The sequence below is a fragment of the Mesorhizobium sp. WSM4815 genome, assembly GCF_055811575.1.
Genome location: NZ_JBVVQS010000088.1, coordinates 58,722 through 80,485, shown reverse-complemented (window position 1 = coordinate 80,485; position 21,764 = coordinate 58,722). Strand labels below are relative to the sequence as shown.

Annotated in this window: 17 protein-coding genes and 3 pseudogenes; 3 read left to right on the top strand and 17 right to left on the bottom strand. The window is 58.9% G+C overall.

Annotated elements, in window-relative coordinates; all coding sequences use genetic code 11:
* Window positions 1–164: 164 nt before the first annotated feature.
* Complete coding sequence (locus AC0L2B_RS11300; RefSeq protein WP_473745404.1) at window positions 165–938, top strand: MFS transporter; 774 nt, start codon at window positions 165–167, stop codon at window positions 936–938.
* Window positions 890–1,270 (top strand): hypothetical protein, encoded by a 381-nt coding sequence (locus AC0L2B_RS11295; protein WP_473745403.1) that lies wholly within the window; start codon window positions 890–892, stop codon window positions 1,268–1,270. Before AC0L2B_RS11300 ends, AC0L2B_RS11295 begins: the two co-directional genes overlap by 49 nt.
* On the opposite strand, the pseudogene AC0L2B_RS11290 reads toward AC0L2B_RS11295, so the two are convergent.
* From AC0L2B_RS11290 to AC0L2B_RS11275, 4 genes and pseudogenes are all read right to left on the bottom strand, one after another.
* Window positions 1,267–1,523 (bottom strand): annotated as a pseudogene (locus AC0L2B_RS11290) (nitrogen fixation protein NifQ); the annotation flags it as partial. The gene AC0L2B_RS11295 and the pseudogene AC0L2B_RS11290 overlap by 4 nt on opposite strands.
* An 86-nt stretch (window positions 1,524–1,609) precedes the next feature.
* On the bottom strand, window positions 1,610–2,515 hold the full coding sequence (locus AC0L2B_RS11285; RefSeq protein WP_095780353.1) for a LysR family transcriptional regulator: 906 nt from the start codon (window positions 2,513–2,515) through the stop codon (window positions 1,610–1,612).
* Between the two features lie 51 nt (window positions 2,516–2,566).
* The gene (gene nolL / locus AC0L2B_RS11280; protein WP_473745402.1) at window positions 2,567–3,688 is read right to left on the bottom strand and encodes a nodulation factor fucose acetyltransferase NolL; all 1,122 of its coding nucleotides are present in this window, start codon (window positions 3,686–3,688) and stop codon (window positions 2,567–2,569) included.
* Window positions 3,681–4,288: pseudogene (locus AC0L2B_RS11275) on the bottom strand (NodA family N-acyltransferase). The gene nolL and the pseudogene AC0L2B_RS11275 overlap by 8 nt, the downstream one beginning before the upstream one ends.
* A 124-nt stretch (window positions 4,289–4,412) precedes the next feature.
* Here AC0L2B_RS11275 and AC0L2B_RS11270 point away from each other — a divergent pair.
* Window positions 4,413–5,348, top strand: a complete 936-nt coding sequence (locus tag AC0L2B_RS11270) for a LysR family transcriptional regulator (protein ID WP_473547929.1) — start codon at window positions 4,413–4,415, stop codon at window positions 5,346–5,348.
* Here the strand turns inward: AC0L2B_RS11270 and AC0L2B_RS11265 are convergent.
* The 13 genes and pseudogenes from AC0L2B_RS11265 to ubiM all read right to left on the bottom strand — a co-directional run bounded on the left by AC0L2B_RS11265 (window position 5,289) and on the right by ubiM (window position 21,365).
* The gene (locus AC0L2B_RS11265; protein WP_473745459.1) at window positions 5,289–6,074 is read right to left on the bottom strand and encodes a TIM barrel protein; all 786 of its coding nucleotides are present in this window, start codon (window positions 6,072–6,074) and stop codon (window positions 5,289–5,291) included. The genes AC0L2B_RS11270 and AC0L2B_RS11265 overlap by 60 nt on opposite strands.
* A gap of 57 nt (window positions 6,075–6,131) precedes the next feature.
* Window positions 6,132–6,773 (bottom strand): LysE family translocator, encoded by a 642-nt coding sequence (locus tag AC0L2B_RS11260; protein WP_473512043.1) that lies wholly within the window; start codon window positions 6,771–6,773, stop codon window positions 6,132–6,134.
* 28 nt (window positions 6,774–6,801) lie between these two features.
* Window positions 6,802–7,425: an FMN-binding negative transcriptional regulator gene (locus AC0L2B_RS11255; protein ID WP_473745401.1), complete on the bottom strand. Its 624-nt coding sequence runs from the start codon at window positions 7,423–7,425 to the stop codon at window positions 6,802–6,804.
* 465 nt (window positions 7,426–7,890) lie between these two features.
* Complete coding sequence (gene nodB / locus AC0L2B_RS11250; RefSeq protein WP_065010656.1) at window positions 7,891–8,550, bottom strand: chitooligosaccharide deacetylase NodB; 660 nt, start codon at window positions 8,548–8,550, stop codon at window positions 7,891–7,893.
* Window positions 8,551–8,766: 216 nt separating this feature from the next.
* Window positions 8,767–8,871 (bottom strand): hypothetical protein, encoded by a 105-nt coding sequence (locus AC0L2B_RS11245; protein ID WP_082982601.1) that lies wholly within the window; start codon window positions 8,869–8,871, stop codon window positions 8,767–8,769.
* 492 nt (window positions 8,872–9,363) lie between these two features.
* Window positions 9,364–10,549 (bottom strand): annotated as a pseudogene (gene pdxR, locus AC0L2B_RS11240) (MocR-like pyridoxine biosynthesis transcription factor PdxR); the annotation flags it as partial.
* 638 nt (window positions 10,550–11,187) lie between these two features.
* On the bottom strand, window positions 11,188–13,203 hold the full coding sequence (locus AC0L2B_RS11235; RefSeq protein ID WP_473512044.1) for a carbamoyltransferase family protein: 2,016 nt from the start codon (window positions 13,201–13,203) through the stop codon (window positions 11,188–11,190).
* A gap of 289 nt (window positions 13,204–13,492) precedes the next feature.
* Complete coding sequence (locus AC0L2B_RS11230; RefSeq protein ID WP_473745400.1) at window positions 13,493–14,281, bottom strand: ABC transporter permease; 789 nt, start codon at window positions 14,279–14,281, stop codon at window positions 13,493–13,495.
* 3 nt (window positions 14,282–14,284) lie between these two features.
* Window positions 14,285–15,307: a nodulation factor ABC transporter ATP-binding protein NodI gene (gene nodI, locus AC0L2B_RS11225; protein ID WP_082982602.1), complete on the bottom strand. Its 1,023-nt coding sequence runs from the start codon at window positions 15,305–15,307 to the stop codon at window positions 14,285–14,287.
* A gap of 49 nt (window positions 15,308–15,356) precedes the next feature.
* Entirely contained in the window at window positions 15,357–16,631 is a 1,275-nt protein-coding gene (nodC, locus tag AC0L2B_RS11220) for a chitooligosaccharide synthase NodC (protein ID WP_065010658.1), read from the bottom strand.
* Window positions 16,632–16,686: 55 nt separating this feature from the next.
* Window positions 16,687–17,283 (bottom strand): NodA family N-acyltransferase, encoded by a 597-nt coding sequence (locus AC0L2B_RS11215; RefSeq protein ID WP_065010659.1) that lies wholly within the window; start codon window positions 17,281–17,283, stop codon window positions 16,687–16,689.
* A gap of 1,942 nt (window positions 17,284–19,225) precedes the next feature.
* Window positions 19,226–19,834 (bottom strand): nodulation methyltransferase NodS, encoded by a 609-nt coding sequence (nodS, locus tag AC0L2B_RS11210; RefSeq protein ID WP_095780356.1) that lies wholly within the window; start codon window positions 19,832–19,834, stop codon window positions 19,226–19,228.
* Between the two features lie 349 nt (window positions 19,835–20,183).
* Window positions 20,184–21,365, bottom strand: coding sequence for a 5-demethoxyubiquinol-8 5-hydroxylase UbiM (ubiM, locus tag AC0L2B_RS11205; RefSeq protein WP_473745399.1), 1,182 nt, complete (start codon window positions 21,363–21,365; stop codon window positions 20,184–20,186).
* Window positions 21,366–21,764 lie beyond the last annotated feature (399 nt).

Sequence of the window (21,764 nt, the reverse complement as noted above, 5' to 3'; positions counted from 1 at the left end):
CGCCTTGCCGTCCGCGACTTTGCTCAGCACCGAACCACTCCGCCATGGCGTCGGGCATGTGGCCGACCACGTTGACCCGACACCCTCCGTCAGTGTCAGCAAGTCGGAGTAGAGGTCCACATCCTCGAGCATGCTCCTTGCAGGACCCATACGTGCGAGATCGGTTGCAGCAACCCTATGCCGAAGAGCACAATTGCCAGCGCACGATTGGTGCCGTCGCGGGGTCGCTGCCGGTTCTTCTGACCGCCCGCGTCGTGCTCGGAATAGCGCTCGGAGGCTTCTGGTCGATGTCGGCAGCGTTGGCGATGCGGCTCGTTCCAGGTCACCTCCTGCGGCGCGCCATGTCGATCATCCGCACCGGCGTACCGTCGCTACCGTTTGTGCGGTTCAATCGGCGCCTATGTCGGCGACGTCTGGGGGGGGCGAAGCGCCTCCATGATCGCTGCAGTCTTCGGCGCGTTACACTGGTAGTGCAACTCATGACTTCTCCGAGGCTGCCTCCGATTGGAGCAGCCAGCTTCCGCAGTCTGCTGGATGTGGCCAAGAATCCGATAATCAAAGTCGCGATTTTGGTCGTCCTGCTGGTCGCTTCCGGGCACTTCGCCGGCTTCATCTGTATCCGCGCCTTCCTCGAGAATGTTCCCGCGCTCAATATCGAGACGATCTCGCTCGTGTTGCTCGCCTTTGGCATCGGCGGCTTCTTCGGCAATTTGGCCGGCGGATTCTTGGCCGAGCACAGCCTCCAGGCAGTCGCGGCCCTGCCGCCCCCTGCTCATAGCGATGGCCGCTGTCTCGCTGCTGATGTTGGGAGCATCGGCCTAGGCCTCGGCGATTGCGGTACCGTATGGGCCTTTGCCTTCGGCGCGGTGCCGGTGGGACTGCAGAATGCATGGTGCTGCGCGCCCCTCCCGAGCAGGCCGAAAACGCCGGTGGGCTGATGGCCGCAACGTTCCAAGTGGCCATCGCCGCCGGCGCGATTTTCGGCGGACTGCTGGTGGACGATGCCGGCGTTGCCAGTGCCTTTGCCTACAGCCCCGTTGCCTCGTTCCTCGCTGCCCTGACAGTGTTTGCTCGGACCGAAGCGCGAACCCTAGACCGCCTGACACAGGCCAGTGCAGCACGGGGAAAGATGCAATCGCATCAGCCGCGCGGTGCGATCCTGCTCACGATTTTTTGGCGGTTGCAGCCGTCGTCTCTGCGCGATCGCACCTTGTTGTCCGGTCGATTTCGACCAGCGGCGGCGAATGATGGTGCCGACGAGAGAACCTAAGAGTGCCGGACCGAAGCGGACCGCCTCGCCGTCGACCGCTCGCCTCGTACGGCTATTAATACAAGGGCGAACCCGTGCTTGATCCGTGTGAGGCGGCTTTCCATGCCTCCGGGGCGAAGCAGCTTTTGACTTGATTGCATTCCCGGCAATTGGGCGCGGTGCATAGGGGTAGACCTTCAGACTCGCAAAGCCTGCGGTAAAAGTACTTCTTCCACTTCATGTTTTTGGTGTTGCCGGCTACCAGCGTCGGAAAATCAGCACCACACTGTCATGCAAAAATCATCGAATTGGAGTCAGACCCAATTTTTTGCGTGCCGTTCGCCAGGAGCGCCCGCGGCTTCACATGCGGGATGCCTCCTGCAACATTATCTGCCGCATCCAGGTGCTTGCCGGATCACTGTTGTGAAGGGTGGGCCATTGGACGGCCTCAGTGAACGTGGGTAGTGGCAGGGGAAGTTCGACGATCCGCAGAGGGAAAGTCTTTTTGAAATGCTGAACCAGCCGGAAGGGCATGGTCGCTATACGATCTGTGCCTGAGACCATCGGCGGGATCATGCTAAAGGCCTGCACGATAATCTCGACACGTCTCTTGAGACCATGTTCAAGCAAAAACCGTTCCTCGATGGATGGCATCTGCGCACGGCCGACCCTGAACGCAATGTGCTTCATCGACACGTACCTCTCGAATGTAAGCTGCTGTGGCAGCTGCTTGTTCGTGGGGCAGCCTACGCACACGAATGTCTCGTCGAACAGCACCGCTCTTGGATGCGCGCTCGACATGAACAATTCCGGAAGAATCAGAAAATCGACGTCACCGCGCCGGAGAAGCTCATCGAGATCGTCGTCGAGCGGCAGCAATTCGAAGCTGACGGCGGGTGCTTCGCGTGCAACACGCTCCACGACCTTTTCAAAAAACACGAGTGTGGCGAAATCGGAAATCATGATCCGGAAGCGGCGATCGGATTGAGCCGGTTTAAACGGATCCCAAGAAATAATCGAGCACTGTATGTGCAAGAGTGCGCCGCGAACAGCGGGGGCGAGTGTTTCCGCACGCGAGGTTAGAACACGTTCGCGGCCGCTCATCGTAAACAGTTCATCGTTGAAATAATCGCGCAGCCGGCCGACGGCCGCGCTCATGGCCGGCTGACTTAGGTTGATGCTGCTTGCCGCCGCCGTGAGGTTGCGCTCGGTCAGCAGTGCGTCGAGCACAACGAGAAGGTTCAGATCAAGGCCTTTGAAACGCATGCCTCATCTGTCCGTAACGTGGTTGCTTGTCATCGCGACCATTGTGGGTGGCTAATTTATTGCAGGTTGAGATTTGAGCAGACTTGGGCGTGGCGGCGCTCCGACAAGGATCTGCGACACATATCCAAGGTCGCGCGCAATCTTGCGAATTGCCGTCGCCGTGACGACAATCGCCACTCCAACCACACTTGCGAACGCGATTCTGGTCGTGAGATTCCAGAGTTCTCCAAACTGTATCACATCCATGAGGCGAAACACGGCACCCTGGACCAGGTACAGCAGCAGCGTGCTCTGACCAAGCTCCACCGCGACATACTGAGCTACTCTAGTTGAATGGACAATTCTCCAGCACTGGAACATAAGCTGCATCGCTACTGCAGAAGCTGTTGCAGAGCCAGCGAACATCATAAACACTTGTTTAGCTGACTGTTCATCATGAATTAAAACAAGATTGTTGTAGACGTAAGTCTCCTTGCCCCACCCAAGGAAGCATAAGAAAGCTGTTATCGAAAATAAGACCAAGAAAAGCGATTTGTGGCGCCAGACGATATTTTTCTGCCATCCGATCGGCTGGGCAAACAAGAACCCCAAACAATAAAATGGGTAAGTGTATCTTAACGACGGGGTTATTGACAATGTGATGGGCGCCAATGCGACCCCAATTGCGGATGCGCTTATGATCCACATCGATAGTCGATTGAAAGTTGCAAAAAATCTAACTAGAACGAACGAAATAAACGCCGCCCATATGAACCAGTATGTTCCAATGACCTCCTTCGATAGGTCCAGCAATACACCAGTTAAACTCTTCGTTGGATAAATCATAGCGGACTTTAGTGCGAAAATAAACGCACACCAAAGAAACATTGGCAGTAGTAACTGCACTGCTCGATTACGGACCCCTTGAATGAACGTTTTTCGCAAAATTGCCCCAGAAGAAACATATCCACTTATCGCCATAAAGAGAGGCATATGAAACATGTATATCGTCTTATAATACGGAGACATCCAAAAATCGTCAGTGCCTCGATAAATTATATATTGTAATAGGTGCCCAATTATCACTAAAGTAATTAGTATACCTTTGGCGAAGTCAAGACTTAGGTCTCGGTCGTTTGTCTCTGCTGGGCGCGAGCCGCGTCCCTTCGCTCCGACTGTTATTTGATCAAGCATCAGACTCCAGCCCATCTGTTGCGGTTGCTACCGGCCGTTTCTGGGCACGGCGAGCACGCCAGTTTCGGTGAAAAGGATCGAATTTTACGCGGATCGCGGCGTGGTATCGAGGGCCGACTGGCTGCAACCGAGCGGACGAAATCCCAGTGCCTGATCGCAAACCTGGAGCGCAGTGGCGGTCGCGATCATGTGTGGCGACGCGATGGCCCGGCACTATGGTCGCCAGGACGTCTCTGCAGAACCTCTCAAGATGATTCCGCAGCGCGTGCCGAACCGTGCCAAAAGCGAATGGAATGCCAATCTGCTGCTGCACCGGACGCATGACGTGGATAGAATGGCTCATTCCGAGTCTCTCAAGATCCGGATGCACCCTGTACAATCCGAGTTCGCCTACCAAGAAATCAACCTCGCCAACCGTAGTGAACGGCGCAGCAGGTCCAAGTGAGCCGCTACGCCGTGCACATAGAGCCGATTGCGCGAACCTCCGGCCTTGCACCGGCCCAGCTACGACCGCCTGAAAGCCCCTGTCGGCCCATAGGCCTTTCGGAAGAAAGCGGAGAGCTCGACATGATCGGCTACTTGCAAGTCATTTCCCAGCACACGCTACAGAAGCCGTGGCGTGATCGGGTGCATGTCAGGTCCGGTCATCTATGCAGCGCCCTGGAAGTTTGGTAAAATCGATTGTTTAGATCGCGAGCATTCACGCTATGGATAAGTGAAAGCGATGCGCTTCAAAGGCCTTGATCTGAACCTTCTCGTCGTGCTCGACGCACTGCTGACCCAGCGCAACCTCACGGCGGCGGCAAGCAGCATCAACCTAAGTCAGCCGGCCATGAGCGCGGCCGTCGCCCGGCTGCGCGATTATTTCAACGATGAACTGTTTACGATGAGCGGCCGCGAACGTGTTCTAACCTCGCGTGCGGAAACACTCGCCCCCGCTGTTCGCGGCGCACTCTTGCACATACAGTGCTCGATTATTTCTTGGGATCCGTTTAAACCGGCTCAATCCGATCGCCGCTTCCGGATCATGATTTCCGATTTCGCCACACTCGTGTTTTTTGAAAAGGTCGTGGAGCGTGTTGCACGCGAAGCACCCGCCGTCAGCTTCGAATTGCTGCCGCTCGACGACGACCCCGATGAGCTTCTCCGGCGCGGTGACGTCGATTTTCTGATTTGTCCAGAATTGTTCATGTCGAGCGCGCATCCAAGAGCGGCGCTGTTCGACGACACGCTCGTGTGCGTAGGCTGCCCCACGAACAAGCAGCTGCCGCAGCAGCTTACATTCGAGAGATACATGTCGATGAGGCACGTTGCGGCCAAGTTCGGGCGGAAGCCCTCCGTCGAGGAGCGTTTTTTTCTTGAGCATGGCCTGAAGAGACGTGTCGAGGTTATCGTGCAGGCCTTCAGCATGATCCCGCCGATGGTCTCAGGCACAGCTCGTATATCGACCATGCCCTTCCGGCTGGTTGAGCATTTCAAAAAGACTTTCCCGCTGCGGATCATCGAACTTCCGCTGCCGCTTCCCGCATTTACCGAGGCCCTCCAATGGCCCGCCCTTCACAACAGTGATGCGGCAAGCGTCTGGATGCGAGAGATATTGTTACAGGAGGCGTCGAGAATGAGTTCTCCGCGGGACGCCAAAAAGGGTCGCAAGCCCTGATTGACTACCGCGTCTCACACCGGCACTCGTGTCAACAGGCGTGTCGAACGAGATGATAGTCGCGGAAAGAGCGCCGGCGAGATCGTCCAGCGGGTGGGCTGCGTCGACAAACGGTGCGAATGAGAAGGGGCCCGCATAACCGCCATCAAGCAGCGCCCGGATCTGGCTGCCATTGTCGGAACCGAATAGGACGCGATCCGGGTAGATCCAGTGGATTGGATCGTTCACTCTTGAAATGTGCACGAGACCGGTCAGGTCGCAGGAGAAGAACGTCTCCCCGGCGAGCGTGTGATGAAACGTGTCGTGCACGAGGCGGAAGACGGACTGGCCATCAATGGCGGCAATGGCCTTAGCCGCTTCGTTTTTCGATCGAAGCGAGCAGGTCTGGAAGCCCAGCGGCTCGATGAGACCGATCAGGCCGCGCGACTGGAGGATCGGCTTGAGCGCCTTCAAGGCAAAGCGGAGATCGCCCCGGCGCTCGCCATTGGCGGGCCACGAGCCGTCGTTGACCGGCACCGGCATGAGCGTCTTGGCTCCGCAGGCCGCCGCATAATCGGCGAGCTTGCTCGCCTCGGCCCTGCGGGCGGGAGTCACTCGTTGAAGCGCTGCAAGGCATTGATGGAAAAATCCCAACGCCTGCTTCAGCGGCGGCAGACCGGACGTCCGCGCCTGCTGAGACATCGCCTGAATCGGTGTAATGACCGAAGCTGGCTCGCAGCCATCCATCTGCTTCAAGCTAACCCGCCGACCCGGAGAGATGCCCAACCAGATCGGATGCAAAATTCAGGCAGCAGGGTGCTTCGCCAGAGCGAGGCCGACGCCCAGCGCGATCATAGCGCCGCCCGACGCCTCCCTCAGGCGGCGGATCAACCTGGGACGCGCTGTCGCGCCGTCTTGAATGCCGCTGGCCACGAAGGCAACCACGATGTCGGCGAGCGTGTTGAGCGCAATCGACACGGAGCCAAGCACCACGAATTGCAGAGCTACGTGCCCTGCGCTCGGGTTCACGAACTGCGGAAGGAAGGCTAGAAAAAAGGCTGCCGTCTTCGGGTTGAGAGCCTCGACCAGCACCCCTTCACGAAACGCCCGCCGGGGTCCGACTGAACGCACCGGGGCGCCATCATCGCCAGTCGCTCGGCGCGCGGCTTGAAAGGTGCGAAAGCCTAGCCAGACGAGGTAGACCGCGCCGAACAGCTTCAATGCGGAGAACAGTTCCGAGCTCTCGAGCACGATCGCGGAAACACCTAGGCTTGCTGCGAGGACGTGGATCATGCCCCCCAACCCCGTGCCGAAGCTGGAAGCGATACCCTCCGGACGACCGCCGGCGAGCGTGCGCGCGGCAACATAGAAGATGCCCGGACCGGGCGTGATGGCGAGCACGGAGGCCGCGGCGAGGTACAGGGCGAATGGGGCCAGTTCTGGCATCATGGGTCGATTCCGACAAAGTTCATGATTATTTTGCGATGAGAGCGGCGAGCTCGCGGTCAGATGCCCGCTCGCTCGCCGCAAGGCCCGCGGCCACGCCATCGCGGTCGGCCGCGTTCCGGTTCTGACTCAGTTTGCGCTTGCCCTCCAGCCTCGTGATCGGCATGCGCAGGCCGACGATTCCGCGGAGTTGCGCCTGTACAAAATCCGGCGGTGCGTCCGACACCGCCCAAGGCGAGGCGCGCTCGCCCTCGTGGTGGTCGGTCAGACGATTCACGACGTCCAGCAGTCTTCCCGCATGCTCGAAGAACTCGACCGGACCATAGGCGTGGACGGCGATGTAATTCCAGGTCGGGACGACCTTCCCGGTTTCCCGCTTGGTCGCATACCATGCCGGCGTCACATAAGCGTCCGGCCCCATGAAGATGGCCAAGCCGTCGCCCAGCGGCGGAACATGGCACTGGGGATTGGCCTTCGCTAGGTGCCCGTAGATCACGCCGTGCTCGCCCTCGCTCTCATCAAGGAAGAGGGGCAGTGGCGTTGCGAGCGGCCCTTCCGCCGTGACTGTAACGAAGTTCGCCAGCACCGCCGCGCGGATGGTCGCGCGCAGGGACTCCTTGTCGTCGTCGCGGAAAGCGGGAGGGATGTACATGGCGAAGCTCCTTGCGTTACCAGTCAGATACCGGCACTCTGGCCTGCAGGAAACAGCCAGTCAGAAGCTATCGACGTGGTCCAGTTTGTGAAAGATGGCATCGCACCCGATCATCGTGACGATCGAGGAGCAGATCCACAGCGGGGTGTGCGAGTCGGAGAACCCCTGGTCCTTCGCAGCCGAGGGGTCGGGCATATCCCGGCAATGGCGACTAGTTTGCCAAACCTTGTGGACGCAGCCCGCGATCCCGGAGACCATATTGAAAGAATCGTCGAAGAGGTTCCGGCGACGCCAGGCAATGCCGAGAGGCTGCGCGGGTCCTCATTGTAGCAGGTGACAACAAACGTCTACGCTTAGTCAACGGGTCGGAGCCGACAGTTCGTCCGATGTCGGCGAAGCCTGTAAGCCTTCATAAGCGAGACCCAAGGCACTGGCTGGGAAAGCAGGTCCATAGGATCTCGCATTTCAGTGATGTTCTGGAAGCGGGCGAATTTCATATCCGCAGGCATCTAATGCCGGAATCAGATTGGATAGCGCCATAACGGTCTGGTTGCGCAGACCGGCTTGAGTGCTCCGTCTCGACTCGTCGGGAGGACAACCGTCGTGCAAGAGCACGATTGCGCCGGGCCGGACCGAGGCGAGCACAGCATCGACGATCGCATCGGTGCCGGGCCGCGACCAATCTTTTGGGTCTATCGACCAATGAAGGGCCGCCAGCCCGGCGATCTCTGACGCAGTGAACACTTCTTCGCTCCAGGCGCCGTATGGCGCGCGAATGTAGCGGATCGAGGCCTGGGGGCATGCTACCATGATGGCACGGTTCGCCTCAAATACCTCACGTTGGACGTCGCCCAAGCCGCATTTGGACAGATCCGGATGAGACATCGTGTGGTTGCCCACCTCATGCCCTTCTGCGATCATTCGCTGGATGAGGTCCGGGTGCTCTGCGGCGTAGGCACCAATCACGAAGAAAGTCGCTGGCACCCGATTTTGCGCCAGCACATCGAGTATCTGTGGTGTGAAGAATGGATCGGGACCGTCGTCAAACGTCAGATAAACGCTCCGACGGCCGGTTCCATCAGCGCATTCACTCTGCACCTCCCATCCGTCATCAAGATGTTTCATAGCTCCGGATCCTTCCGGTCAATTGTTGCATCGGTCGGCCATTCGCTCATCGGCCGCGCAATCGGGCATAATCACGAGGAGCACGTCCTCCACGCGAGGCGGCATGTCGAGATCCAGCACTTCTGAGTGGGACCGCACGCGAACATCGATACATCGTGGCCGGGCCGTCTCTGCAGAACGTCTCAAATTACCAGCGCATAGCTTTTCATTGCAGGGTCAGTCCCCCCGATAGGGTTTTCGGAAGAACTCGGAGAGTCCGATATGATCGGCTACTTGCAACTGGTTCTCCCGGCACAACCTCCACCGTCCTTGGGAGCGCATGGGAAACCTCGACTTGTTGATCCTTGGGGTAGGCGCCTACGCTAGTTGGGGGCTTGTGGCGAAGCCGACGCGATGCAGCTTGCGCGATCACCGACGTACCTGGTCGAAAAGGGGATCGGCTCGCTCAATGTTCGGCGCAGACCAGAATGCACACACCAGAAAAATGCTCCTCGGAGCCAACCGCATACATCGACAATCTCCCTAGCCTGCATCCTTGAATTCTTCCTATGCAATGTCCTGTCCGATAGTCAAAATCGAATGTTTCGATGACAAGCATCCATGTTGCGGATAGATGAGACAATGGCCCTTGATGTGAAGCTCCTCGTCGGCTCCACGCACTGCTGACCGAGCGCAACGGCACGGTGGCGGCAAGCCGGATCAGCTAATTCAGCCGGCCATGAGCGCGGCCGTCGCCCAACTGCTTTCAACCATGACCTGTTTACGATGAGCGGTCGCGAATGTTCTAACCCCGCGTGCGGAACCGTCGACGTCTCAGAGTTGAGCGACGACGTCGCGCAGCATCTCGACGCCTTTTTCGATCTGCCGGATGCTCAAGGCGGAATAGCCCATGACAAGCCCGGCGCGGTCGGCTTCGCCTGCTCCCGGCTGCCGATGATAAAGCGGCGAAATCGGGTGCAGCCCCAGACCGGCATGTCGGGCGGCTTCGACCAACGCTGTTTCACGCAATCGCGGCAGGTCGTTGAACCATATGACGACGTGCAGTCCAGCGTCGGCCCCTTGGACGGCGATCCGATCTCGGAAAATCCGCTTCAGGTTGGAAATACCTCCCGGCGCTCGCCGTTAAGGCGGCGCACGCGGCGCACATGCCTTTCATAGCCGCCGCTCTCGAACAGAGAGGCCAATGACGCCTGCTCCGCCACCGGAGAATGCTGGTCGGCAAACTGCTTGGCGGTTTCGAAAACCTGCTGCAATTCCGCCGGGATGACGAGATAGCCGATGCGCAGCATCGGCGAGAGCGTCTTGGAGATGGTGCCGAGGTAGATGACGGCCCCATGATCCTCTAGGCTGTGCAGCGGGGGAACGGGGCTGATATCGTAGCGATATTCGCTGTCGTAGTCGTCCTCGATGACGTAGGCGCCCTGGTCGCGCGCCCATTCCAGGAGCTGATGCCGCCGCGCGACCGGCATGATGCCGCCGAGCGGAAACTGATGCGACGGCGTCGCATAGGCCAGCCGGGCCGCGACCCCCGCCAGTTGCTCCGTCTGCATGCCGTGCTCGTCAACCTCGACGGGAACGGGCGTGGCCCCTGTGCCGGCAAAGACCTGGCGCGCCATCCTGTAGCAGGGGTCCTCGATGACGAAGCGGTCCCCTAGGTCGAGCAGCAGGCGCGCGCAGAGATCGAGCCCCTGCTGCGAACCATTGACGATGACGATCTGCTCAGGGTCGCAGCGCATAGTACGGGCGCGCCAGAGTAGCCCTGAAGCGCCTGGCGCAGCCGGCGCGAACCGCACGGATCGTCATAGGCTAGCCGTGCCGGCCGCTGCGCCATCGCCGCGTTCATCGTGCGCTTCCAAACCGAGGCTGGGGAATCTGAGGCCGCCAGGACGCCATACCGGAAATCTACCTTCAGCGTGTTCGGCAGGTGATCCCGCCACCGCGGATTCCCACGCAGCCGTTCGCCATAGTCAGACAAGTGACCCGGGCCGCCCCGTTTTGGGGGATTAGCGGCCCATTCCGATCAGGCGATTGCCCGAGAGCAGATGTCGGGCATCGCCAACGCTAACCCCTGCGTGACCTTGACCAACAGACCCTCGGTTTCCTGAAGATGGCGTCGTCGAAATCTGCACCGGCGTCGTATTGCCGTAAATCAAGGATGCCAACAACAGGGCCGGATGATTGGAGGCCGAAGCATCAAGCCGCATAAAGACAAGATCGTCGCCCCACCAACGCATTTTGCCAAAAGCAGCTCAACGACGAACATGCCGGCTTGGCGCGCCGAAGGGCCGCCGCCTTTCCCGCAAGCGGCCCAGCCCGCTCGCCACCGGGGTCAACCCACGCCAATCTATCCCCCAACGCTCGTCCCATCCGCTATGCGCAACACCAAGCTGATGTCGCAGGGACGGTCACCGACCCGGTACGCCGTCGAGAAACGACGAACTCGTGCTGTCTTGAGCCACCGGTAAGCAAATCCATTGCTGATCCGCGTCTGCAATAAGCGTTAGCTGGAGCGAACATGCATGCTCGCGGCAGACGCAATCATCAGGACCCTTGCCTCGGTCAATTGGATTGGAGACCATCATATGAAGGTGCAGACCGGTGTTTGGGCAGCTGTTATCGGTCGTCCAGACTTTGGCATCAGTTTTGGTGGACGCGAGCAGCTTGCGAGGGATGCATCCGAACGTGGCGCTGCTCCCACAATCCTCGCAGCTCTCCTGTGAGAGCCTCGCGCTGGCCCTGATCCAGCGTAATTGTGTCGAGGAGATCCGCGAGCACGGCTTCGCCTTCGATCCGCGTCAGCAGATCGAACAAGTCATGTGAAATACGCGCACAGTCACGGTGATCCGTTCGGATTTCGCAGACGGTCTCGTGGCGATCCTGCGCCGTGTATGCGCGGACTTTATGCAGGGATACATAGGGCGGCAATGAAACAGCGAGCGCAGTCCAATCCTGCAGCGTTGCGGCCCGTTTTTTGACGAGGTACGGCCCGACCACAAGTCCATCCAGCTCTGTCGTCAGGAACGTGGCAATCGAGTCTGCAACTGAATCCACGATCGGCTCGGCATTGTTGTTAAAGGACGTATTGAGCAGAATTGGGATGCCTGTCCGCTGCTTGAAGGCATTGATGACGTCCCAGTAGGCCGGACTGGCCTTGCGCGATACTGTTTGCAGCCGAGCCGTACCGTCGACATGCGTGATGGCGCCGAGCAAATCACGCTTGGAATCGCGCACACGAACTACGAAATTCATGAAGGGAAATTCGCACGCACTGCCCGGGAGGTCGAAAAATTCGCGCGCATCCTCCTCCAAAACTGATGGGGCGAACGGGCGATATCCTTCCCGCTTCTTGACCATAGCGTTGATCCGGTCCTTGTTTGAAGCGGGCCTGGGGTCGGCAAGAATGCTGCGATTTCCGAGCGCTCGCGGCCCGAACTCGGAACGACCTTGCACCCAGCCGATCACGGCGCCACCGACCATCCACTCGGCTGCCCTATCCGCCACCTCCTCAGTGCGTTCAAACTCCAGGTGCCCCGCCCATGCCTTTAGTTCCTCTTCGACAGCGTGATCGCTCGCGAGTTCCGGCCCCCAATAGACCTCCTGCAATCGCCTACGCGGCGCTGGGCGGCCCAACTCATTAGACACGATTAGCGCGGCGCCTAAGGCGCATCCAGCGTCATGCGATGCGGGCTGCACGAAGATGTCTTCGAAAAGTCCTGAATAGAGCAGCTTGCCGTTCATGGAGCAATTGTGCGCAACTCCGCCGGCCAGGCACAACCGCGTCATCCCGGTGGCCTCACGATAATGGCGAAGAATGTGAAACACGATGCGTTCGAGCGCTTCCTGTAACGACGCACTCACATCCATATGCTGCTGAGTGAATGGCATTCCCTTTTGCCGAACCTGAATGCTGCGGAGCAAAGTCGGACCGATGCGGTCCAGGTGGACGCGATACTCGCCGTTTGCAGAGAGTTCATAGAATTTCTCGAAAAGCTCGCGATAGGGAACGGGATCGCCGTAGGGGGCAAGCCCCATTACCTTGTATTCATCGAACAAGCCGTAGCCGAGATACCGGATCGTCTCGAGATAAAATTGCCCGAGAGAATTGTTCTCCGGGAAAGTCGCAAGTTGCGTAATTTCAGTACCAGATCCTACCGCCACAAGGCCCGACAGGAAATCACCAGAGCCATCAATCGCGAAAATCAGACTTTGCTCGAAGCCCGACATTGCAAAAGCACTCACGGCGTGCGCCTGATGATGACTTACAAATGAGATACGCGAAGCGTCGAGCTCGGTACCGAACTCCTGCGCCAACAGCCTCTGCATCAACAGTTTAGCGTCCAACGGAATGGAGGCGTCCGGCTGGGAAGCTAGCATGTTTTCGAGCATGGCGTTGCTATAGGCTTCGGTAGCGTAGAAAGCCACACGATCGATTTCGCTGAGCTGAACCCCAGCGGCTGAAAGACAGTATTGAGCCGCACTAATTGGGAGCTTGTTGGAATGTTTGATCCGATTGAGGCGCTCCTCTTCTACCGCCGCAATGACCTGTCCGTCCCGGACGAGCACCGCAGCGCCATCGTGCATGAATGTGTTTGAAATCTGAAATCTGTTTTCATAGACTTTGTCCAATCCGCCGTTCAATCCTAGACACAGCATCTCGCTCTCCATTTGTCGTACAGGAATATTAAATTGGCTTGTCTCAAGGCCGTTTGATCAGAAACACAGGCCGCGTTGTCGTTCGCGCCACGAACGCCAGTCAAACATGATCGGCCTCAAAGAAATTCTCTTCCGCCGGGATCAACATGACATCCTGTGATCGAGGTGCCGGGCCTTACATAGCGTTGTGGGATTGAATCGACGCCAGCCAAAACCCTTCGCGGCACACGCTGGCGATGTCGTTTTTATTTGCGTCCATAGCGCATTGCTTATCTCCTTCTCTTTCGCGTCAGCGCATCAGTCGGCGGCGCAACAGCGCCATCGAGAGGAAGAATGGCAACAGCGCGTACAGGCCGAGCACACCGATGTGCAGGGCGATGCCGCTGATCGGGCGATCAAGCATAACCGGACGAATGAGGTCGATCGCATGTGACAGCGGCATGCATCGCGCTATCTTCTGAAAGGCGTCAGGCAGCTGATTCAATGGGAAAACGGCACCGGACAGGAACAGCATAGGTGTGAGGACAAGCGTCTGGTAAAACACGAAGTAATCGTAGCTGGGCGAAAGCGCGGTGACGACCATCGCAAGGCTCGCAAACACGCACCCAGTGAGAGCAATGATTGGCAGCGCATAGAGGACGGACGGCCAGGCTGCATAACCCAACGTTGCGGTGACAATGGTGATTGCCGTACCGGCCAAGAAGGCCTTGGTGGCTGCCCACGCCAGTTCACCCAGAACGATGTCGCCGAGGGTAACGTGCGTGTACAGCATTGCTTCCCAAGTGCGCTGAGAGTGCATGCGAGCGAAAGCCGCGTACAATGTTTCGAGGGTAGAGGCGGTCATCGCACTTACCGCGACCATGCCGGCCGCCAAAAAGGCGATATATGACGCACCGTCGACGCGGCCGACCATTATGCCGAGGCCGGTGCCGAGTCCGAAAAGGTAGATTATAGGATCGGCAAGGTTACCGAGAATCGTCACGAGTGAGACTTTCTTCCATGCCAGATAGTTCCGGCGCCACACCGCAACCCAGTTCCACGCATTGGACGGCAGCGCCGCCGCAAAATCTTCAATCATCGTTCACTCCTCTATCTCGCGCCCGGTCAGCCGCAAGAAAACATCCTCGAGATTGGCTGGACGCAAAAGAAGGCGCAGACCTGCTCGCCCCTGCAGTTGCGTGCGCACCTGCTCAGGGTCGGGCGCGTAGCAATAAAGGGTTTCGCCGCTCACCTCGATGCGCTGGGAATGTGGCTTGACCAGCGAAAGCAACTCGTGCGGATCGCCGCCGTAAATCTCCATGACCTGGCATCCGATATGCTCGTCGATCAGCGCCTGCGGGCGGCCTTCGGCGATATTGCGACCCCTTTCGAGCACGCACAGCCGATCGCATAATCGCTCAGCCTCTTCCATGAAATGCGTCGTCAGGATAATCGTCTTGCCGCGTGCCAACAGGGCGCGCAGCCGCTCCCAGATCAGGTGGCGCGCGTGCGGATCGAGGCCGGTGGTCGGCTCGTCCATCACAATGAGCTGGGGGTCGTTGATCAACGCCCGCGCCATCGTCAGGCATCGCTTCATGCCGCCGGACAGTTCCGAGACGCGCGCATCCGCCTTGCGCTCGAGGCGAGCGAACTCGAGAAGCGACGGGATGACCGCTTCGCTCTCGCGTGTGCTCATGCCGAAGTAGCGTCCGAACACCAGCAAGTTCTCGCGTACGGTGAATTCCTGGTCAAGATTGTCGAATTGCGGGACCACGCCAATGCCCCTGCGTGCCAGCCGAGCGCGCGCCGGCACTGGCACGCCGAGCACCGTGATCGCGCCCGCGTCAGGGCATGTCATGCCGAGGAGCATACGCGCAATCGTGCTTTTGCCCGCCCCGTTTGGTCCGAGGAGGCCGAAACACTCTCCCGACGCAACGGAGAACGACAGTTCGTCGACAACGACCTTGTTCCCATACGACTTGGTTACGCCGGCAAAATCGACTGCCACGGTCGACAGAGAGTCAGGCACGGAGCTTTTCGCGCTTGTCTGCCCGTGAAACTCCCGTTCGATCGGACCAGTCTCGATCCGCCGCAAATCCTCTGGGTCCAACTTCCGACTCAACATTTGATCTTCCTGGTCCTGGCTCAAAACTCTTCCACCTGCGATCACGTGACTATTGCTGTTCGCTGTAAGCTGCGTCAGATGCCACCAAGGCGGGCTTTGGAAGGGCGCCGCCGATGTCTGTCACAGTGGCGGCCGAGCTTCGCGACAACCAATCGCTATTGCTCAATGTACACAGCGCGTATGCTTTCAATGGGAGCAAGAGAAAGATGTTGATGAGTGTGTGGAGCGAGAATCCGAGAAATCGAAGTTGGCGCGCACGAAACGCTGCCACGCTGCAGCGAACTATAGTCATGACCGCGATCGTCAGGCATGCCGTCCAGGGCACAGTACCTGTCGTTATGAATTGCGCGAGCCCAGCCAGGAGCGACAAAGAGAGCAATAATGGGCCAAGATTCTGCCCAATCACGTCCAATGTGAGGTAAATATTAAGGCCGCGCAGCAGTTGGAGCGCCAGCAACGTGTCCCGGAACGTGCTCCGGGCCCAGCGAAGCTGTTGGCGCAGATAGGGACCCATGCTGCTGGGAACGACTGTTGCCGCGACGGCCTCCGGGACATACTCTGTTCGAAAGCCTGCTTTCAGCATCAGGATCGTAAGGTGGCGGTCCTCACCGAAGTCGCTCGGCTTCCCTCGAAAGCGCTGCGTCTCGTATTGATCCAGGAGCGAAACAAGCGCGGATCGCCGGTACATGGCACACGGACCGCAGCAACACATGACGGCACCGAACCGAGCCTGCGCTGCCCGCTCTTCGTTGCAGGCGAGCCAGTATTCCATGTCAATCAACCGCGTCAGCCAAGTTTCACTGCGATTGCTAGCCGCCAACTGGCCCATGGCGGCGCCAATCGCTTGATCTTGCATCTTTAGCGCAAGCCTCGTGACGACGTCCGGCGCGAGTATCGTGTCCGAATCTACATTGAGCACCAAATCTCCGCACGAGCGGCGAACCGCCGCAATCTGTGCCTTGCGCTTTCCGACATTCTTTGGGAGCGCAATGAAGTTGAACCTCGGGTCGCGCGCGTATTCCTCGTGTATACCTACGAGGGCATCGTGGTTTCCAGAACCGTCATCAACAACATAGACCTGCAGTTTTCCGGCGTAGTCCTGACTTGCAATGGAAGCCAGGCAGTCCGAGAGGGTGCGAGGAGCCTCGTTGTAGCACGGGATAATGACATCGACGCTCGGCCAAGGCTCACAGCCGGCGGGTTCGCCCGAGGTCGGCGGTACGTTTGTAGGCAGGGTATAAAACACCTGCGCGGTCTTATAGACGGTCGACAGCAGCGCATAAGAGCAGACTGCAACAATACTGGCTGGGGCAAAGAGGTTCATGAGATCTCAGATTTTTCTGTGAATTTGAGGAAGCGAGCGGATAACAAATCCGAGGTCATAGCTCTGGACCGTTCCGATCGATCAAAGTGCCGGCCGGCCACTCGCTCATCGAGCGTCCAATTGGGAGCACCATGAGGAGTACGTCGTCGTCGACTCGCGTCGTGGAAGGCAGATCGGGGTACACGTCCGGGAGGGTTGAACGCACGCGAACGCCCGTCAGAATGTTCGCCAAGCCTTTGCGGCAGAACCTCCCAACATGGTTCCGGAGCGCTTGCCGAACCGTGCCGAAAGCGAATGGAACGCTAAGCTGCTGCAGCACTGGGTACATGACGCTAATCGAATGGGCGATTCCCAGCCCCTCAAGATCCGGACGCACCCCGTATAGACCGAGTTCAGCGACCAGCAGATCAACGTCGCCAACTTTGATGTATCGGCGCAGCAGGCCCAAGTGAGCGGCTACCCCGTGCACATCATAGCCGATTGCGCGGACCTCCGGCCTTGCACCGGCCCAACTTCGACCGCCTTCGAATTGCATTCCATTGAAGGCTCCGGTCGGTTCATAGGTCTTCCGGAAGAACTCAGAGAGTTCGAGGTGATCGGAAAGCTGCAACTCATTTTCCCAGCACAACCTCCACTGCACGTCATTGCGCATGCGAAGACTTCCTCTTTTTGGGTTCTTTTGTGCACCTCACGCGGTAGAGCAGCGGCGGTGCATGTCATGTGGGGGTCTATGAACGACCCGCCCAGATTGGTAAAATTGATTGTTTAGATCGAGAGCATCCACGCTATGGATGCTAAAACCATGCGTTTCAAAGGCCTTGATCTGAACCTTCTGGTCGTGCTCGATTGGCCCCGATAGCGGCGACGCACCGATGGCAGCTGTTGGTGACACAACCTGCCTCAAGAGCGGCCGCCAGCGGCGTGGCTGCGCCTCGTGCCGAAGCAGCGATCAAGTGGAGGATGGGCCCGATAGGCGTCAGCAAACGCGGCGAGCGTTGACGCACGATCGCGCAGCTCTGGATCGCCGGCGGCAAACAGGTTCCGCGAAGCTCTGGCTCGACAAGTTGCGGCAAGACGGCATGCCAATCGTGCGATGGTCGCACTCGCCAACAGGAATCGTCTGGTCAATGCTCTCGAGTGTTGCCTGTCAACCGGACTGTCGGTGAAAGCACCTGGAGAGCGGGAAGGAGGGCGCACCCGGATGGCGCTACTTCGAACGAATTGTTTGAGGTTTTGGCCGACTGGAACACCCAGCTTGAGCACCTGAGGCCTGAAATGCGCGAAGGAGCTGGCCCCTAAGTTTTCATTCCGTGCGAGGGATCAAAGATCGCCGCACACAGAAGAGGCAGCCTAAGGAGCGTCAGCACTTGCGCCGGCCGAAGGGCCGGGACGCGGGACTGGCTGCAACGACGAGATCGGTTAAAAGGGCAGCCGGTAGGAGTGTCAGCATAGCGCCGCCGAAGGCGGGAAACGGGACCGACGGCCCCCGACGAGGAGTGCCGCTTTCCCGGCTAGGGATCGTCACCCACCTGGGCCGAAACACCTTTGAGGTTCGGTGGCGGCAGTCATAGAGCCCGTCCCGCATAGGGGGCCATGCAAAATAAGGACTTCGCTCCATCTGGGTATTTATCGGTCATTTATTGGGTAAAGCCGTTTCTTGATTTTTTGGGTATTTCAAAGGGGCTTGGCGGGCCTTGGCACGCTCGCGCCAGAGCGCCTATCGGCTTTGCGCCGTGTTGCGACCATCGAGAGCATTGGCTCTTCTACTGAAACAGGTTCAGCAACATGTCACCGAACTGACATGCGCCGTCATGAACACAGTCACGCATATGGGCTGGCAATTTCCAGGTTCGCCAGGCCCCGGGAATCCCATCTTCGAAAAGTAGCCAAAGCCTTGTGGTATGCGCAGACCTCGATGAGAGGGAGGGAGAGATCCGCTTATGCGTGTACCGGTGGCAAGACGCCGGCGGCATCTAATCCGCGCAGGCTTGGTCAGGGCTCCAAGGGGCTCGAAGGCCCTTTGGTTCGTCTTCATGTGCGAAATCATGATGCGGGGCCAAGGCGGCATACGCCTTGGCTGCGATCCAACGGCAATCACGTTGGTCTGGGCGGGGCCTTGGGAGGGGCAGGAATGCCCCGCCTCCAAGCGCGATGAAACGGCGGACGTTTCGATGGTGTGATGAGGCTCGATGCCGACAGAACCGCAAGGCCGGAAGGGTGCACGGGAAACGCGACAGCGGATTTCCCTGCCAAGGTTGCGATACTACACCGCACATCCTTGCAATGCGCCTTACGCAAAATGGCAGAGGTGGGGGAACGGTCACCCCGTCGCTGCCGACCCTGATGTGTGGAGCGGAAACGCTTCGGCCGACGTCTGGGGGCCGTTGAGGTGGAAGTCCGCGAAACCCCCTCGAGGCTCGCGGCCCTGAACATCGAGCCCCATGAAGACGCCGGATATACCTAAGCAGAAGTGACCATCGCCCGGACCCGGCTAACTTGTCGCAATCGGGCGCTCTTATACGTCCACATATAGGATCAGCTTGACACCACAGAAGCGCACAGTGTCTCCAAATCAACTTCGACAATTCGTTTCATCAGAAAGCGGAAATCGGCTTTCGGAAGCGGGCCAGCAGGCAGTCTTCATTGATCGACGCGCCCCGGCACTCGATGCACTCGATCTCGGTCAACGATTCGTTCAGCATGGCGATAGTGGTCTCTGCACCAGCAGCGTGCCCCCAGCGTTGGCAATTGGCGTCACGTGCCGACCCGAAAACCAGGTGCCCGCCTGGCGCAAGCAGGCCTACCAGGTTGCGGACTGCTGCGCGGATCTGAACGAGGTCTCCTACGTAGTAAAGAACTTCCGCCACGACGATCAGGTCGAACAGCTCATCACTCGAAAATTGTTGAACATCGGAGATTATCCACCTGATGTGCGGCGGCTCCTTCATGCGTAAACGTGCTCGCGTAATCGCTGGCTCGACGACATCGATCACAGTGAGCCGCTGGCAAATGGGGGCTAGCCGTTCCGTAAAAGCGCCAGCAGCGCACCCGACTTCGAGCCCATTTGCGACAGGACCTTGCGCAAGTGACAACCGGAGAATTTGCGTGTGGCGCTCCCGCTCGAACGGGTTGCCATCGAGCCGCCATGGATCGTCTGCGGCCATTTCTCGATTCAGCAGTTCATGATCGATTTTATGGGTCAAATTCCCACCTCGCTAAGGCAGCAATCACCGGCGCTGCAAATGCCGTCAGATGTCGCTAGCGTCGGGGACCCGGGCACACCAATCTGAGAAGCGGGGCCGCTTCCTGCACCGGGCAGACCTGCGGGCCGAGGCACTTGATTTCGGTCACGCTCCTAATAGGGTCCGCAGGATTGGCAAAATTGATTGTTTGGATGATAACCATCCACGCCGTAAACACATCGAAGGCGGAATTGGGCGTGGCTGGGACCACGTCTGGGTGGCGCCGGCCGACAAATTTCTCACATCGAACCAAACTCGCCAGCCTGTTACGACGCCAGCACGCTGACGATGATGCTATGATGACTGCGGTTCACCGCCTCAGCATGGCCGCAATGCCATGACGGACAAAGGGAAGATGCTGGCCGAAGCGCAGCCCCACATGTCTTGCAAGCCGTGCCGCCGGGTGCTCGCTTGAGTAGAGTCCGACGAGAATATTCGTAGCATGGTAGAGCGGCGCCGCCGACAGGCGCAGTCGGCTTTCATATCTGTGGAGCATGTCGGGATCGGCAATGTCGCGACGGTCGCGCCATGCTGTCAGGATACCACGGGCGAGTTGCCTCTGGCCGCCGAGGCCGATGTTGAAGCCATGCGCGGTCACCGGGTGCATGCCAATGGCAGCGTCGCCTATCAATGCGGCGCTCGGCGCCCGGAACATGTGGGCCCAGGTGGTGACCAACGGATAGATATGGCGGCTGCTTGCCAAGCTCATGTTGCCGAGGCGCCCTCGACAGCGCTTCGTCAACTCCATCAGGAACAACTCGTCGTCGAGGGCAAGCAGTCCGTCGGCCTCGTTTGAGGGCAAAGTCAAAAGCAGCGACGACATGCCTCGCGCGAGGGGCAACATCGCTATCGTCTGATGGTGGTCGAACCATTCGATCGCGATCTGGTGGTGGGGGCGCTCGTGCCACACCCGGCAAATCAGCATTGAGCTGCCAAGCCGATTGATATCGGCGCCGATGCCGAGCAGATCGCGGGTGGCGGACAAACGCGAATCGGCGGCAACAAGAAGCCGAGCGGTCAGCTGCCTGCCATTGGAGAGCGTTACGACTGCTCCCTGATGGCTGTTTGTTGCACGCGCGACCGAGTGGCCGCACAGCAGCCGGGCATGGCCCTGCAAGCGGATGATCTTGAAAAGGGCATCGCGGATCCGGCAATTCGGAACCAGAACGCCCAGTGGTTCCGTGGATCCGTCGGGGGAATCGAAACACAGCGCAAAAGGACTCGATCCGTTGAGGACGCGTGCGCCTTGAAGCGGTGACTTGTCCGAAGCGGGGATAACATCCCAGGCGCCGAGCTCGCGAAGGATTCCAGCCGAGGCGTGGGTGAGCGCGATCTCGCGACCGTCGAAAGCCGCACTTGCCAGTGTTTGCAGGGACTGCCCTTCGACAACCGCCAGTTTGAGCTCGCTGTGGGCAAGCGATGCGGCGAAGGAAAGTCCGACCGGCCCGGCGCCAACGACAATGATGTCGAAGCTGTCGTCAAAGCCGGCCATCAGCGTGCCGCCAGCGCGTTGGCTATCTTCGTGAGACGTTGCTGGAGTCGAGCCGCATGTCGCGCATCGATTGCGCTGCGATCCAGTGCCCGCCGCATCGCCTCAAGCGGGTTTCTCACGTCGGTTCCTGGCCGGTGAATCGTCATTTGCCCGCCGTATGGTCTGGATTGTCAAGACGTTGGGAGCGACGATCAGGCTGTCGGTCAGCACATGCGTTTTCCCTTGAAGGACTGTCGATCAAACCACGCCGACGAGGACATGGCCTTGATCTGGGTCAGTCGAGGCGGGACCGGCGTCAGATGACCTCGATCCAATCCAGTCGTGTGCCAGCTGACCCCATGACGACGCAATGGCACCAGCTAAGGGGAACCAGGCGCGTCTGGTCTGGGAAGGGTGTTT